This is a genomic window from Phocaeicola sp. RTP21359st1_B8_RTP21360_211022 (assembly GCF_040911965.1).
GTDB classification, from domain to species: domain Bacteria; phylum Bacteroidota; class Bacteroidia; order Bacteroidales; family Bacteroidaceae; genus Phocaeicola; species Phocaeicola vulgatus.
Genome location: NZ_JBDFXP010000067.1, coordinates 1 through 17,139 on the forward strand (window position 1 = coordinate 1; position 17,139 = coordinate 17,139).

9 protein-coding genes are annotated in these 17,139 nt (G+C 37.0%); all 9 read right to left on the bottom strand.

The features are described from left to right. Nucleotides 1-111: 111 nt before the first annotated feature. The 9 genes from AB5062_RS21085 to AB5062_RS21125 all read right to left on the bottom strand — a co-directional run bounded on the left by AB5062_RS21085 (nucleotide 112) and on the right by AB5062_RS21125 (nucleotide 17,069). A complete protein-coding gene (locus tag AB5062_RS21085) occupies nucleotides 112-4,062 on the bottom strand; it encodes a hybrid sensor histidine kinase/response regulator transcription factor (protein WP_217325592.1) in 3,951 nt (1,316 codons plus the stop codon). Nucleotides 4,063-4,244: 182 nt separating this feature from the next. Then, nucleotides 4,245-5,378 carry an aldose epimerase family protein gene (locus tag AB5062_RS21090; RefSeq protein WP_057098974.1) on the bottom strand — a complete coding sequence of 378 codons (1,134 nt, stop codon included), beginning with the start codon at nucleotides 5,376-5,378 and terminating at the stop codon, nucleotides 4,245-4,247. A 5-nt stretch (nucleotides 5,379-5,383) separates the two neighbouring features. After that, complete coding sequence (locus tag AB5062_RS21095) at nucleotides 5,384-7,198, bottom strand: glycoside hydrolase family 2 protein (protein WP_011965526.1); 1,815 nt, start codon at nucleotides 7,196-7,198, stop codon at nucleotides 5,384-5,386. Between the two features lie 616 nt (nucleotides 7,199-7,814). Beyond that, nucleotides 7,815-8,993 carry a TlpA disulfide reductase family protein gene (locus tag AB5062_RS21100; protein ID WP_032952552.1) on the bottom strand — a complete coding sequence of 393 codons (1,179 nt, stop codon included), beginning with the start codon at nucleotides 8,991-8,993 and terminating at the stop codon, nucleotides 7,815-7,817. Between the two features lie 7 nt (nucleotides 8,994-9,000). Then, entirely contained in the window at nucleotides 9,001-10,377 is a 1,377-nt protein-coding gene (locus tag AB5062_RS21105) for a TlpA disulfide reductase family protein (protein WP_032952553.1), read from the bottom strand. Nucleotides 10,378-10,388: 11 nt separating this feature from the next. After that, complete coding sequence (locus tag AB5062_RS21110) at nucleotides 10,389-11,780, bottom strand: RagB/SusD family nutrient uptake outer membrane protein (RefSeq protein ID WP_005848747.1); 1,392 nt, start codon at nucleotides 11,778-11,780, stop codon at nucleotides 10,389-10,391. An 18-nt stretch (nucleotides 11,781-11,798) separates the two neighbouring features. After that, nucleotides 11,799-15,293 (bottom strand): SusC/RagA family TonB-linked outer membrane protein, encoded by a 3,495-nt coding sequence (locus AB5062_RS21115; protein WP_032937674.1) that lies wholly within the window; start codon nucleotides 15,291-15,293, stop codon nucleotides 11,799-11,801. A 57-nt stretch (nucleotides 15,294-15,350) separates the two neighbouring features. Beyond that, a complete protein-coding gene (locus AB5062_RS21120) occupies nucleotides 15,351-16,430 on the bottom strand; it encodes a FecR family protein (RefSeq protein ID WP_005839108.1) in 1,080 nt (359 codons plus the stop codon). Nucleotides 16,431-16,502: 72 nt separating this feature from the next. Then, nucleotides 16,503-17,069, bottom strand: a complete 567-nt coding sequence (locus AB5062_RS21125; RefSeq protein WP_196022951.1) for a sigma-70 family RNA polymerase sigma factor — start codon at nucleotides 17,067-17,069, stop codon at nucleotides 16,503-16,505. Between the last annotated feature and the right edge of the window lie 70 nt (nucleotides 17,070-17,139).

Here is a 17,139-nt window from a genome sequence, read left to right on the forward strand (position 1 = left end):
ATAACAAAGCCCCAGCTTGTGAAAGTCGGGGCTTTGTGCGTAAAAAACAGAAGGTGTGCATTTTGACACACCTTCTTAGTTCTATTATTCTATTTCATGCGCCGAAAAAAATCATTTCACAAAATCTTTTGGTAAAATACCAAATTGCTTCTGAAAACATTTAGTAAAATAAGAAGGAGTATTGAAGCCAACCATATAACATACTTCATTTACCTTACATTCTCCTTCCCTTAATAATTGAGCAGCTTTTTTCAATCTCTCTAAACGGATATAGTCATTAGGGGTCATGTCCAACACTCCTTTTATTTTGCGGTTCAAACTGGAACGGCTCATATTGAGCAAACTCGCCATATCGTCCAGACAGAAGTCCGGATTTTGCATATTGGCAACAATCACTTCATTCAAGGTTTTCAAAAAAGTTTCATCCGCTTTCGTCATAGCCATAGAATTGGTCTGTATAAACGGTGAATGTGCAAAAGCCGCATGCAGCTTTTCATGATTACTTAATAAATTGGCAACAGACACTTTCAAATACTCCACAGAAAACGGCTTTTCAATATAAGCATCCGCTCCAGATTTCAAACCATCTATTTTTGATTGTAAAGTGGTCTTAGCCGTCAACAGTACAATAGGAATATGACTGTAATCCAAGTCTGATTTTATACGGTCACATAATTCCAACCCATCCATTTCGGGCATCATTATATCCGATACTATTAAGTTCACTGTATGCCCCTCCAACACCTTTAAGGCCTCCACTCCGTTAGTTGCAGTCAATATTTGATAAACAGGTGACAATTGTCTGACAACAAAAGCCAACATTTCAACATTATCCTCCACAATCAATACAGTGTAACGCGGCTTCTGTTGCAATTGTCCCGGATCCTCTTCTTTCGGATCCTCTTTCAACTTAATCTCACTCTTCGAAATGGCAATAGTATGTTCATGCTTTACTGGCAATGAAAGAATAAAACAATTCTGCTTTTGTGAATCATCCATAATTAAGTTCCCTTCATGCAACTCAGCTAAAGATCTTGCCAATGCCAAACCAATTCCCGTACCCGAAACCTTACGGGAAAATCCGTCCTTATACTGTATGAAAGGCTTAAAAATCTCTTCACGCATTTCCATAGGAATTACATTGCCATCGTTACAGACAGACAAGAACCAACAAGTATCCTCCATCCACAACCGGACATGAATATAAGTTTCAGAATATTTAATGGCATTAGTAAACAGATTACTAATTATCTTAGTCAACGCCTCACGATCTATCGACGCATAGATAGATTCCGAACATTCAATAACAAATTCCAATTTCTTTTGCCGTGCCAATGGAGTAAACCGCATATAAATCTGCTGTAATATATCCGAAATATTACACTCTACAAAATTCAGTTGAAACCCACGTGTTTCAGTCTTTCTGAAATCAAGTAACTGATTAACCAAATCCAGTAAACGGGTAGTATTCAGATTCATTATTTCCAAATCATCACGGATATCTGCAGATACATTCGGAGAAACAAGCACATTTTCAAGCGGACTTTTGATTAATGTCAAAGGAGTACGAATCTCATGCGCCACATTCGTAAAGAAATCTATTTTTGCAGTATAGAGTTCGCGTTCCTTTTCCCGTTCGAATTTCTCCATGACCTGTTGGTGTTTCTGCTCATTCCTTTTCCGGAAATAATAAATGATACCTACCACAGACAGAATTCCTAATAGCAAATAAATAAAATAGGCCCACCCTGATAAATAAAACGGAGGTAAAATATGAATCTTCAATATACGCTCTTTTTCATTCCATTTTCCGTCACTATTCGATCCTCTTAAATGGAAAATATAAGTTCCATATGGTAAATTGGAATAATTGATTACCGAATTCCGCCCTACATTATACCACTCTTTATCAAATCCTTCCATTTTATAAACCAATTGATTCATTTCCGGTGCCTGATAACCTAATGCCGCCGCATGCAATGAAAAAGAATTTTGATCAGATTCTAACTCGACCTCATCAGAAAAGACGATGCTTTCTTTCAATGGAGAATCCTTACTGCCGATCTGCATTCGTTTATTGAATAAGAAGAAATCTGTAATGACAACTGGTGGAACAAAAGTATTTTCTACAAAAGTAGATGGATCAAAAGTGATAAAACCATTTATACTACCTAAATAGATACGTCCCATCTTATCTTTATACCCAGACTGATAATTAAACTGGTTACTTAGCAATCCGTTTGCTGTAGTATAAACTCGTTTATCATCTGTTTCCGGATTGAAACAAACCAAACCATTATTAGTTGTCAACCATAAATTCCCCCGATTATCCTCTACCATCCGATAAATGATATTACTAGGAAAACCTTTCGACATATCAAAACGAGTAAAGCTTTCATTTTCCGGATTAAAACGGCAAAAACCCGCCCCTTGTGTCATAAACCATAACCGCTTACGACTATCTTCACAAATACTGATTACTTTATCATAAGGTAATGAAGTGGAATCGTTCTTGTGAAAAATAAAATTCTTCCATTCTTTCTTATTCACATCATAACGAAAAACACCGTTAGAATAAGTTGCCAGCCACAAATTCCCACTAAAATCCTCCAATATTTTATAAACAAACATATTAGCTAGTTCCGGCATCCTAGTAAAGTCATCTGTATCACGATTATATCGCAGCAATCCAGATGTAGTGCCAATCCATAAGTCACCAGATGTAGTTTTACAAATAGAGAATACATTATTGGCATCCAAAGAATTTGGGCTTATACCTTTTTGATAGTGTCTTACTTGCTTCGTAAGCAAATCAATACGGCTTAAACCTCCGGAAAAAGTGCCTACCCACAAATCATCACCGTCCAAACATAAACCATGAACATTTTGATAAATAGCAGGATGTGAGAATTTTTCAATCTTTCCACTTTCCGGATAAAAATGAAATAATCCCTTATCTTCAGTACCAATCCAAACAGTACCATCATTACTTTCACAGAACTCACGTACCCTACGCCCAAAATTTTTAATATCATCACGAGGGTAGAATTTTTCAAAATAAGTCCATTGACGCGGATAGTAATTGACCCCGCCAAAATAAGATCCGATCCACATTCCTCCCTCATTATCACGGCATATAGAATAAATAGCATTATCGGCTAAAGCATAAGAATCATTCCCGTTTGAAACAGTGAGATGAGCTATTTCACCTTTTTCCAAATCATAAATATATAGCCCCGACTCCGTACCTACCCATAATTCCTTATCCGATTTAAAGCCTAAATCACGCACATAATAATTCAACAAACGCCTTACCCGCCCTGTTGTCAGATTAATTTCAGTCAAACCATTAGAAGAACCGATATACCAACAATTATGGGGACCCATAATCCAAGTATTAATGATATCATCTTTAAAAGGCTCTTTTCCTTCAGAATCCTGAAAGGGAAACAATGTCTTAAAATTATCTTTTGTATAATATAGGTTGTCGTCATATAAACTGACCCAACATAGTTTTTCCTCAAACCAAAAACGCGTAACATTGGCCAATTGGTTCTTACGCTTATCTCTATGCAGACAATTAATTAACCGATCTTGCACACGATCAAAATGAAACAATCCTTGATAATCCACGGAAATCCATATATCACTATCTTCATCACTTTCAATACGAGTCACAGCACGACTAATCATATCACCTGTGTCACTAACTCTATCAAATACTGTAAAGTCTTCTAATAAAGGATTATACACATAAACGCCTGCATCTGTTCCAACCCAAATATTTCCTTCTTTATCCTCATGAAGTGCAGTGATAAAATTATTTCCTAAAGCAGAATTCTCTTTTTTGAAAATACGAAAACTCAGGCCATCAAAACGATTCAAACCATCTTTTGTTCCAAACCACATGAAACCTTGTTTATCTTGCAAAATAGCGTTCACCGTGTTTTGCGAGAGTCCGTCTTGAATATCCAATGTTTTGAAATAATATCGGATATTACTTTGAGAGTAAAGAGTAAATGCATATAAAAAAAGAAGTCCTATTATGAATATTCTTTTCATAGTATATCAATTTAGTTTAGAGAGTACAAAATTAAAGATTAAATTCTCCATATCAATAATTATCCGGAAAAAGTCCCAAAAGAACCAGTGTTTACTCTCACCGCTTCTTTCAGGACTCTTCCTCTCTGAATCTTATTTATCCCAAATGTTATATTCCACAATTCCTTCTACCTTAACATACATTATTTATGTACCGAAAACTTGTAAATACAATGACTTTGATATTTTTCTCCTGGTCTCACTACTGCCGTAGGCCAGTCTGCCTTATTAGGTGTATCGGGATATTTTTGCGTTTCCAAGCACACAGAGGCCCGAAAATTATATATTGTATTTTTTTTACCCGTCAATGTCCCATCTAGAAAATTACCACAATAAACCTGAATACCCGGCTCGTCAGTATAAACATTGAGTACAATCCCCGTAACAGGTGACTCCAATGTGGCACAAACTTGATGAATATCCCCCTTAGTATTCAATACCCAATTATGATCAATGCCATTCCCATATCTTAATTGTTCAAAATCTTGATTAATACGAGTTCCAATGACAGCAGGAAGTCTGAAATCCATAGGAGTACCCTCAACCGGAACAATTTCTCCAGTCGTCATAAAAGTACTGTCAACAGGAGTATAATAATCCGCGTTCAAAGTCAATAAATAATCAGAATTATCTTTTGACGGATCTCCATCTAAATTAAAATAAGAATGATTAGTCATGTTTACAACAGTCGGTTTATCCGTTTCTGCTTCATACTGAATATCAATAGCATTATCGTCCGTCAATTTCATTATAATAGTACAATTCAAATTTCCAGGAAAACCCTCTTCACCATTTTTAGACAAGTAAGTCAGTTTCACCTCTCTGTCACTCACTTGAATACCTCTATAAATACGATATTGAAATCCTTGAGGACCTCCATGCAAACAATGTCCGTAATTGTTTCGAGGCAATTGGTATACTATCTCATCCAATGAAAAACGTCCCTGATTTATACGGTTGGCATAACGCCCTATACTTGCTCCAAAATCCGACGGATATTTGATATAGTCCTGTATGGAATCAAAACCCAATACTACATCCCTCATTATTCCATCTTTATCAGGAACCATAACAGAAACAATACGACCGCCATAGTTGGTGATACAAACTTCCATCTTATTTTTATTCTTCAATACAAACAGATCAGTTTTCTCACCATTTATCTCCGTTTGAAAACGACTGTTACTTAAACCGGATTCAGTCAAGACCTCATCATTTTTATAAGAAGCACATGCAGTCATAAGGACTGCACATACCCAAAAGAACAGCTTATTCATATTCCTTACTTTAATGATTTACAGATACGTGCGTTGGCTTCTCTCACTCGTTTTTCATCTACTTTAATCACCTTACGATCATAAGTCATCAGTCCGTTCACTTCCACCTCCACATCCGTAGTCTGAGTATAAACAGCCGCCGAGAATCCCCTGATTATCAGGTCATAAAGCATATCTGTATATTTTATATACTCATCAGTTACTTCTTTGGAAGAATTAAACTGTATATATCCCCAGTTACGATCCGGTTCCCAAATATGATTTTTCACTACCCAACCGATACCACCATACTCTCCCAAAACATTAGCTCGCTGGGCATCATACAGATACATTTCGGGAGCAGGATAATTATGCAAGTCAAGCATATCGCCACAAGTATAATGGTTACCTCCACTTGCAGGATTTACCAGACGGGTCGGATCATATTCTTTAGTCCATTCTGCAATTTCCGGAGTCTTGAATTGCCCCCATGCCTCATTGAACGGAACCCATGTTCCGATACATGGATAAGAATACAAGCAATCCATAATTTCTTTCCATTCTTTACGGTAACAAGCCTCAGAAACCGCCGAACGCTTTTTTTCCGTACCTTCAAAATATTTGCGGTTCTGCCACTCCGGATTACGATCACCGCTAGGCATATCCTGCCACACAATAATTCCCAATTGATCACAATGAGTATACCAACGGGCCGGTTCCACTTTAATATGTTTACGTATCATATTGAATCCTAAGTATTTAGTCTTTTGTATATCATATACTAAAGCCTCATCAGTAGGAGCGGTATACAATCCATCAGGCCACCATCCCTGATCCAATGGTCCGAACTGGAACAAAGGTTGGTTATTCAGTTCTAAACGTACAATTCCATTAGCATCACGTTTCGTAGAGTATTTGCGCATAGCTGCATAACTGTTCACCTGATCCAATATTTTATTATCGCTTTTCAACATAACCTTTAAAGTATACAAAAAGGGAAAATCAGGACTCCATAATTTAGCATCTTCCGGCATAGGTATGACCACAGCCTCATCATTAATACTTTTCCCAGTGGCAACCAACTGATTGCCGTCATATACGTTTACTTCAATCAGATCGGAAGGTGCCCTCATATTCAAATGGGCTTTTACAGTCAGTAAGTGTTGGTCAATATCCGGTGTGATTCGAAGTTCTTCAATATGTCTGGCAGTAACCGGTTCCAGCCAAACAGTCTGCCAAATGCCAGTCACAGGAGTATACCAAATACCCTCCGGATTATTCACCTGTTTACCTCTAGGCTGATACCCTTCATCCGTAGGGTCCCAAACTTTTACTACTAATTTATTATTTCCCTTACCAGACAACGCTGCAGTGATATCAAAAGAAAACGGAGTAAAACCACCAGTATGACTACCAACCTTCACATCATTTACCCAAATATCTGCTTTCCAGTCCACAGCACCGAAATGAAGTAATACATTTTTATTTTTCCAAGCAACAGGCACTTCAAATGAACGGGAATACCATAATTCCTTTTTTGCACCGACTCTTTGTCCCACACCTGATAAAGAAGATTCCACTGCAAAAGGTACCAAAATCTGCCCGTCAAAATGCGCCGGAACATTTCCTCCCAAATCGGTGATAGCATACTCCCACAAACCATTCAAGTTCTTCCATTCATTACGTTCCATTATAGGACGTGGATATTCAGGCAATACGGCAGAGGTATTTATTTTATTTGCCCACTGTGTTTTGATCTTGTCACCAGCCGGTTTCCACTGCGCACATACTTCCGTAGTCAAAAAGGCTAACAACAGAGATAAGATAAGAAAATTCTTCATAATAGTGTAATTTAATGTTTTTCTCAGTATGGCAAAGATAGAAGCAATATGCTTTAAAGGATAGAACAATTCTTCCAATAATTAAAATAATCCGCTCAAATCCTCCATTTCAACGGCAGAGTGATCTAATTATTCTATCTTCTATGTATAATCTTACAAGCCATTTCCATACAGAATAGACTAAAAAACAAATGATACCTACTCATCGCGAGCAAGTATCATTCAAATTAAAATCTAAATTCTCTACGAGAATAAGGTGACCTCGCCTTAAATCTGAACACAAGCATCCAACGAGACCACCAAAAAGTATTGTACGCTTACAATACCTATGCGTTTTATTTATAATATTTATTATAGATCAATATCTCATCCTCTGATTATATTGCAAAGGTAAACTTTTAACTTATCCGACAGACAATATGTTCTTCAAAAGGAAAACATTAAAGAAATACAGGTCACACATTAGATTTATTTAAAAAATAAATACAATACAGAACATCACTACCTATAATAAAACCATATCATTCCTTCAAAAAAAAACCATATTCCATAAAAGAAAAAACAGTAGACCGGACATTCCCAGCCTACTGCTTTATGAGTTAAAAAACACATTTCTTTATTTTGCTCCGTTTACAAACTTTTCGACGGTATTATAAAGATCATCTCCACGCAACTCCTTCGCTACAATTTTACCTTCCGGATCTACTAAAATTATATGTGGGAAACCGACAATACAGTATGATTCCAACACATCCTTCACGTCGTCTTTCTGCAACAGAACCTGATTCCAATAGCTCTTGTCTTCTTCAATAGCCTTTTTCCAATCTTCCTCACGACGGTCTGTAGACACACCATAAATAGTAAATCCTTTATCTTTGAAAGCATTGTACGTCTTCAACAGATAAGGAGTTTCCTTACGACACCAACTACAACCGGCAAACCAGAAATCGACTAGAACATATTTACCCTTGAAATCGTTCAAACTGACAGAATTCCCTTTCAAATCAATTCCTGTTATAGCAGGAGCAACGCTACCGGTAGCACACCTAGCAAATTTATCCAAACCTTCTTGCATTTTTACATATATACCACTTCGCCTGGACGCCTCATCAAAACTGCCTATGAAGTTACGTGCCTCATCAATCTCCTCAACTGTATTAAAAGTATGATTTTGGAAGCGATAAGTATAATAAAGATACAAACCGAAGTATGAGCCTTTATTTTTAGCAATTTCCCCATTTATCAGTTTACGGGTCTGTTCCGAGGCACTCTCATAATAAGGACTGGAAACCTTCCGGATACGCTCCATTTCCTCACGATCCCCTTTTTCACGAGCTTCATAGAACATATGATCCAAAGAATCGAGAACCATACGATTACCTGCTACATATTTCGCTTCTTGCAAGGCTTCGTATTGCTCCTGCAATGCAGACCCTGTAGCATGTAAACTCAGTTGATCATACTTATCCTTACCCAAGGTAAGCTGCATGGATTTGGGTTCCAAAAACAAATTAGCGTATTGCTGTAAATACTCTCCACGCTCCATATTCTGCAAAGAGAAACAATAAAGACCGGCTTGTATAGAATCAGTGGGATAAGCAAACCTACCATCGGTAACAGCAATAGATTTAATCAGTTTCACACTACCATAATGCTCATTGTCTACTTGATATAAATAGATAGAATCAGCCTGGATTCCATCAAGACTACCCTCTAAAGACACAGACTTAGACTCATTGCAAGCATTTAACATGCATAAAGAAACGCCTAATAATAGATATTTTTTATAAATCATAAATTTACTATTTATTAAGAACAGAATCAATCAAAGTACCAATCTCTTCACTTGACGGACGTGGAGCGTATGCATTCACAATATTGAAATCCTTGTCAATCAAAATAAAACGAGGAATATACATGATAGCCCAACTTTCTTTTAAAGCAACATCATTGGAATGATATTGAGTCAATTCTTTCTTATGTCCATCCAAATACCTTAACCAAGGTTTCGTTGTAGTATCTGTAGAAACCGGAAGAAAAACGATATCCTTACCCACATATTTCTTACCTAAAGCCTCAAATGCCGGAGATTCCTGAATGCAAGGCCCACACCAGGTCGCCCATAAATCAATATAAATCACCTTACCCTTAAAATCTGCAAGATGCTTCACATTACCCTCCACATCCAACATTTCAAAATCAATGGCAGGTTGTCCGGGAAGCAACTTGGAAGCTTGAACAATCTTTCCTTCAATTTCTGTTGCAAAATCAGCATTCTTCACTGTTTGCAAAAATGCCTTCGCCTCGTTCACAGTCTGTTCTGAAGCTTCATTTCTCAGATTATCGACTATTTTAGCACAAGCATATAATTCCGTAGTACGCGCAGGAATGGAAATATCCTTAAACCAAAGAGAAGCCAATGTAGAATCTTCCTGATAAGACAAAACATCGCGCACCACAGCTACATTCAGCATATCTTCATTCACAATCTCCTTATATAGCGGAGTTACATCCTGAGTTAATGAAACATTAAACTCATTCCATTTAGCCCGCATCTCTTCTTCATTCTTCACTTCGGCAAACATCCTTGAATAACTTGCATAACAGATATAACTATTGATAATATCCGCTTTGATCCGTGCTGTTTCCAGCTTTTTAAATGCATCAGACACATTACTCAACGTATCCAATGTATGCATACGTATAGCGGCCAAGCTGTCAACCAACGCTTTAGTGGACACAAAATCTCCACGCAAGTTACCACCGGCTTCCAGATAAGAACCACCTTTCGGAAAAAGACGGAACTTCATGTAATTATTGGCTTCGGCTCCGATTCCCGAGAATTCCGCTTCTGTATTTGTCTGAGTTACTTTGATAGTCATGTCATCTCCTGGAGTAAGATACAATGTGTTGCGGCTGATAGTATAATATGTCGGCTCTTTAAGTACAAAAGTAGTATCAAAATAACCGGCAGCATCCGTTTTCAACAAAATATCCCGGCTGTCACCTAGCATAGATGCTGCTCCGTCAAATCTCATACGCACATTCTGGCTACCCATATCAAGCAACTGGCCTTTCAAATGAACCGTATTCGCCAATTCTTGCTTAGTTCCACTGTTACAGGAACCCAGGCAACAGCATAATGCTGCTGTTGCCATCATAATCGTTAGTTTTTTCATTAAAATATCTTTTATCTTATGTTAGGAATCATATCAGGATTAAAACGAAGTACAGAGGGTGGAATAGGCAAAATATATTTAGGACTATTGGGCTCCAATCTGTACTCTACACCATTCACCTCATGCACAATAGTCTTTGCGAATTCAGGTTCACGATTCAAACGTTTCAAGTCAATCAAGCGGGTACAGCCAAGCATAGGCATTTCCCGTCTTCTTTCCTCCAAGACTTTTACCAATGCATCCTTGTTATCACTTGCAACCAAAGGGACATTATCAATAATACGATTATCACGCAAGGTGTTAATATATTCCATAGCTTTGTCTTTACTACCTATACGAGCTTCACACTCTGCTGCTATCAGATACATTTCCGGGGTAGACATAGCCATGTTGGCATAAATATAAGGCGCCCAAAGAGGATAATCCAAATCTATCCCACCTAAATATTTCGTAAAATACAACAGATAACGCTGATCCTTTTCCTGATCATACAAAGAGGCCAATTCTTCAGAAGCATATGCAGTAGCACTAAATCCAAAAGTCCAGGGGGCCAAACGAATATAAATATTTTCCGGGTTCTCATCTCCATCCGGAACATCAATCCTACCAATATATTTATCACGATCCACTACTTTATACGGGAAAAGACTCATCAAAGTTGAATTATTCTGTAATGAGATCACCGCATTCTCCAAAGCTTTTTTGTAATCTCCCATATAAAGATACATACGTGCCAACATCCCATACCCCACCGGCTTAGATGCACGATAGGCATTCAACACCGGTTTTTCCGGTAAATTAGGAGCAGCCTCATCCAGATCCGCCTTAATTTGATCATATACTTCCTGCACTGTAGCGCGCTGCAAATTTGTTTTATTGATATTTTTATCCAACATCAATGGAACGCCAGGATCTGTAGCAGCAGTCGACGGATCGTAATGGTTAGCATAAGCATTAACCAAAGTCAAATACTCAAAAGCACGCCCAACCAATGCTTCAGCCCTCAATTGCTTTTTATGTTCTTCAGTATCTTGAGTAGCCCCCATTATATCATCAATAACTACGTTATAATAATAAATACGATTATAAGAGTATTCCCAAAGACCGTCACTCTCTCCTTCTCCAAAGATTTCACTATTAAACGCATATAAATGCTGCTTCGGCAACTCCAGAGAAACAAATCCTCCAGTCATATCATCTTCATAAGGCATGAAAACATCATCTGTCATAAAGTTAGGATATGATTCAGAAGCCTTTAGCAATTGAGCATAATTCAATAAACGTTCATAGTCTTCACTCTTTTCCGGAATTACAATCCCTTTAGGTTGTATATCCAAATAATCATCACATGACATTACAGGTAACGCCAAACATGCACAAAGTAAAAATTTATATAATTTCATATTTATCTATTCAATCGTTTAAAAATTAAGAGACAAACCAATTGTATAAGTAGTAGGATTCGGAAGAGTCAATGCTCCCCATCCATATCCCGATGTAGTATACGCTTCCGGATCAATATCTCCGTTAGCAGCCCACCACCACACATTACTAATTTGACAAGTCACAGCAGCCGATTCTATAAAATATTTCCTCAACCAATTCTTTGGCAAATTGTAACTCAGTGAGATATCTCTCAATTTAATATAATCTGCCTTTTTTACATGGATGTCTGCCGAATACCATGCCTGCGCATCTGTATAATAAATATTCCTATTAAAAGACGGAGCTACTCCCGGAATATTTTCATCCCCCGGTTTCCTCCAATGGTTTAAAGCCTTACGAGTAAGATTCGCACTTGGTGCACCACCCATATATCCAGCTACAACATCACGTAACACATGCCCGCCATAATATACAAACATAAATGAAAAATCAAAATCACGATAAGAGAAGAAATTTTTCAATGATGCCGTATACTTTGGAGTACGAGTTCCAGAATATACCATATCATCAATAGAACTTACTTTTGAAACTTTTTCTCCTTCTTTATTATACACCAACACATTCCCATTTGTCGGATCAAGTCCTGCATAACGATAACTAAAGACACTATTAATAGGATAACCAACAGCTGCTACATTATATGCACTATAATAAAAAACCGTTTCTTTTGTACCTTCTAAATTTGTCAATTCATTTTTATTATAACTAAACATTAAATTTGTTCCCCAAGTAAAATTCTTATTTTGAATATTTACACTCTGTAATGACAATTCTACACCTCTATTAAACATCGAGCCATAATTTTGCAATAGACTTGCCCAACCCAACGTCGGATCCGCATTACGATTTCCTAATAAATCCGTAGTTTTCTTATAATAATAATCAATACTACCGCTTAAACGAGAATTGAATGCTGAAAAATCAATCCCGACATTGGTAGAAGCCGTTTTCTCCCAACGAAGTTGAGAGTTGGGTGGATTCTGTATATACGAACCAAAATCTCCAACCCATTCATTATATCCGCTATCAACCACAGTCATATACGGCCCTGCATCCTTAGGAACATTACCACCCACACCATAAGTCATACGCAAATTCAAACGATTCAACCACATACAATCTTCCATAAAAGGCTCATTAGCTATCTGCCAACTACCACCAACGGACCACAACGGACGATACTGATATTTAGGATCAGTACCAAATAAATTAGATTGATCGATACGAATACTTCCAGTTAATGAATAACGTTCGTCAAAGGTATATGAACCATTAGCATAAAAAGAAACATATCGGTCTTCTGTATGAGTCAATGCATTATATTCACCATAGACCCAATTAAACGACCCCAACAAAGCTTCAGTACCATTAATAGGAGACATTGCTAACGGATTTATAGGTTTTACTCCCAAGCTATTATCATCATATCCCATATAATAATTCTGCGCACCAGTACGACGCACCAACCGACGTTCAGCACCGCCCAACGCAGATATAGCATGTTTTCCAAATATACGATTAAAGTTCACTTGAGCACGCATTGTATATGAATAAGATTCATAACGGCTTTCATCCAATTGACCACCTTTAGGAACATTCAGTGTAAGGCTTCCTGTTGCCGCATCATATTGAGCTGCATCATTTATCATATTACGCACTGTATATGACATATTACTATATAAAGTACGATTCTTATCATAAGTACCTTCTGTCTGATATTTTAGATCAATATTAAGGCCTTCCAGAAGTTTAAATTTCAATCCTGCATGCAAACGATAATAATTGGAATTATTATGATAGCTTTCTTCTGCACGATTCTTTATCGGACTATATGTTTCATCCATCAAACCTATACTTTGCAAACGTTGCAATTCATAATCTGATTTAGTACGTTGAAAATTAAGTGGATTACCCTGTAGATCCCTTAACATATAATAACTAGGATAACTACTCATCAAGCTGCTATAACTACCTGCTCCATTATCACCCTTTGAACGATAAAAGCTTCCTGTAACTCCAAAATCAGCCGATAACCAATCAAAAAAATCCACATCATCTTTTAGGCTAAATCCTATACGATCTTTACTTTGATACTTTTGATTACCATAATCACCCATATAATTAACAGTAGCCATGTATCTATTTTTATTAGAACCACCAGAAATAGCTAAATTATGTTGATGAACAATACCTACACGCGCAAATTCATCTTCTATTTGTTTACGATTATCATTTGTACGATAAGGTAACAGAGCATCTGCCAATTGACTATCTGTCAGCTGACCTCGTTCATGCTGATACAATAAGTCAACTACCGGATTTACAGCTTGACGCTTATTCAAATTCTCATAAGCCGTATGATAATAATCAAACCCTTCAATCTGCATATCTACCAGCTCGGAACTACTCATCAAATTCAAATAATCAAAATCCGGTTTTGGAGACAACTTAATACTACCATTATAACTTACTTTAGTTTTACCTTCCTGTCCGCGTTTAGTTGTAATAACAATTACACCATTAGCTGCACGGGCACCATAAATAGAACTTGCAGCAGCATCTTTCAATACCGTTATATTTTGTACATCTGTCGGATTTATTGATGCTAAATCACCTTCATAAGGCATACCATCAACTACATACAATGGCTTTGTATTTCCCATATAAGTAGTAATACCACGAATAACAACATCATTACTGTTACTGGAAGTTTTATTTATACCCGCTACCAGTCCTTCAATACGTGACAACACATCCGTTTCCAGTTTACCCTTCGTGCTTTTCTCTGAAATCACAGAATAAGATCCTGTTGCCCGTTCTTTGGACAAAGTCTGATAGCCAGTTACTACAACATCAGCCAATGCAGTGGCATTAGTTTCCATTTTCACATTCACAACTTTCTTACCAGCTTGTACCTTGACTACTTTATCTGCCATTCCAACAAAAGTAAATGACACTAAATCACCAGGAGTAACCTGCAAACTATACCGACCGTCTATATCGGTTACAGTACCCTGACTTGTACCTCCAATCATAATGGTAGCCCCAATAATACTTTCTCCGGTTTCATCCGTAACTACACCTGTCATATAAAAAGGCTCATGTTTTCCGGTTGTTTTCTCAGCCTTTGAAGGTAAAATAAGAATCAAATTTCTTTTTACTTCATATCGTAACGAAGTCTGTTTACAAAAATCGTCCAAAACTGCATTCAAAGGAGTTTCGGTATAAGATAAACTTACCCGTTTTCCTGAATCAATATTTTCTTCATCGTAAACAAAATGGATCTTTGCTTCCCTTTGCAGTTGATCCAAGGCTGTTCTGATTAAAACATTGTTTACATTGATAGTCACCTTAGTATCCGTTTGGGCAAACGCTTCGCCCACCGAACAACAAAACACTATCAATGCAACAAAGCATTTCACCATGAGGCCTTTGCGACAGATAGTTTCGCTCAAAAGTTTTGTACTCATAATTGTTTGTTGATTTATTATTTAAAAAAGTCAATTCTCTCCTATCATTTTGCTTTCTCATTCATGTTTATCTTCAATATAAATCGTTTCTCCTTCGCGAGTAAAATGTACATTAGACACTCTCTCAATCACTTCAATAGCAAAATTCAACTCTTCATCCCTGAAAATGATACCTGCAAATCTTTTATCTTTCAAAGATTCATTTTTAAAATAGATATCTACATTATACCACCGTGACAGTTGGGCAACAATTTCAGACAAAGACGTATTACGAAACTCATAATTTCCTTTCGCCCAGGAAGTAAATAGATAAGCAGGCACATCACGTGTCACTATATCATCATTATCCGGTTCAATAACCGCTTGTTGGTCAGGATTTAACACAACCGAAACTTTAGCTGTACTTACTTTGATACGCCCTTCTGCAAGAGTCGTATATACCTTATAATCAGGATAAGCAGATATATTAAAACTTGTACCAAGTACCTCCACCGAATGTCTGTTTGTATGAACTATAAAGGGGTGCTTAGCATCTTTCGCCACTTCAAAAAAAGCTTCCCCTTCTAGGAAAACTTCTCTTTTTTCTCCAATGAAAGAAGTTGGATAACGCAAAAGACTTTCAGCATTCATCCATATCCTTGTTCCATCCGATAAAATCAACTGATATTCCCCTCCTCTTGGAATAGCCAATGTATTAATCTGAGGAGTTGAAGAAACCTCTTCCACTTTTCTATAAGTCAATAATTGATTGGCATTATTATTGATTACAGTAGAATTTGCATTAGAAATCGTACCCTTTTTAACAGACAGATCCACTTTTTCTCCATTCTCTAAAGTAAGGATAGCCTTGCGGCTGCCTGTTTCCGGAAATGAAACCACAGCAGCCACTACGGCCTCCTTGTTTTGTGTGTTATTGTGAAGAGAGAATATGTGACTGACTCCTAAAATAAGAAAAAGAAAAGCTGCCGAGGCTGCTACACAATATAAACTGAGACGGTGATTCTTTCTTTTTTGAAGCTTATATTGCAGGTTTTCCCATGAACGTTCATGATCATATTGACAACGAAATTCTTCTTTTCGCTGCGCTATATAATATTCAAAAGACTTTTTGTTCTTTTTTGGATTCTCTTTGTTCATTGATTACTTTCTTTTAATAAAAGAGAGTCCAAATTAATAAATGGGTGACAGAAAAAGAAGAAAAATTTAATTTTAGTAAAACAGTGAGTGCAGATTGTATTCTTTTCTTAATTGTTTCAATGCTCTTGTCAGATGAGTTTTTAGGGTATTCACAGAAATATGAAGTTCCTCAGCAGCTTCTTTATATTTCTTATTTTCCATAATGACAGCTCTCACCACTTGTAATTCCTGATGAGGTAATTTTTGTAGTTTTTCCAATAATAACTTATTTCGTTCCTCTTGCTCCTCTTCATCTATAGACTCTTCAGGAATACCCATATCAATGCCTGAGAGTTCTTCCATAGACAACATGTTGTTTTTCTGCAAAGCATTGATGGCCGCATTCCGCACAGACAAATAAAGATAATAACGAAGATTCTGATTTATTTTCAAATAATATTTCTTCTCCCAAAAATAGATAAAGAAATCCTGCACAATATCTTCAGCCATCTCAAAAGAATCGGTCAGCTGCACCGCATATATACATAATTTCATGTGATAAGCATCAAATAATAAACGAAAAGCCTCCTTAGGAGATGTCTGGAACAACTCCAAGATATACTTATCCTTTTCGCTATTATCTTTCAAATTTAGGGTCAGCGGATTTTCCGGGTTGGCAAGCTTTCTTTTAAGCGTATAGCCTAGCCAGTCTGAACATGAAGAACTTCAG

What these genes read in the sequence shown, in the direction of transcription:
- AB5062_RS21085 (WP_217325592.1), bottom strand. Translation starts at nt 4,062, where the DNA reads ATGAAAAGAATATTCATAATAGGACTTCTTTTTTTATATGCATTTACT.
- AB5062_RS21090 (WP_057098974.1), bottom strand. Translation starts at nt 5,378, where the DNA reads ATGAATAAGCTGTTCTTTTGGGTATGTGCAGTCCTTATGACTGCATGT.
- AB5062_RS21095 (WP_011965526.1), bottom strand. Translation starts at nt 7,198, where the DNA reads ATGAAGAATTTTCTTATCTTATCTCTGTTGTTAGCCTTTTTGACTACG.
- AB5062_RS21100 (WP_032952552.1), bottom strand. Translation starts at nt 8,993, where the DNA reads ATGATTTATAAAAAATATCTATTATTAGGCGTTTCTTTATGCATGTTA.
- AB5062_RS21105 (WP_032952553.1), bottom strand. Translation starts at nt 10,377, where the DNA reads ATGAAAAAACTAACGATTATGATGGCAACAGCAGCATTATGCTGTTGC.
- AB5062_RS21110 (WP_005848747.1), bottom strand. Translation starts at nt 11,780, where the DNA reads ATGAAATTATATAAATTTTTACTTTGTGCATGTTTGGCGTTACCTGTA.
- AB5062_RS21115 (WP_032937674.1), bottom strand. Translation starts at nt 15,293, where the DNA reads ATGAGTACAAAACTTTTGAGCGAAACTATCTGTCGCAAAGGCCTCATG.
- AB5062_RS21120 (WP_005839108.1), bottom strand. Translation starts at nt 16,430, where the DNA reads ATGAACAAAGAGAATCCAAAAAAGAACAAAAAGTCTTTTGAATATTAT.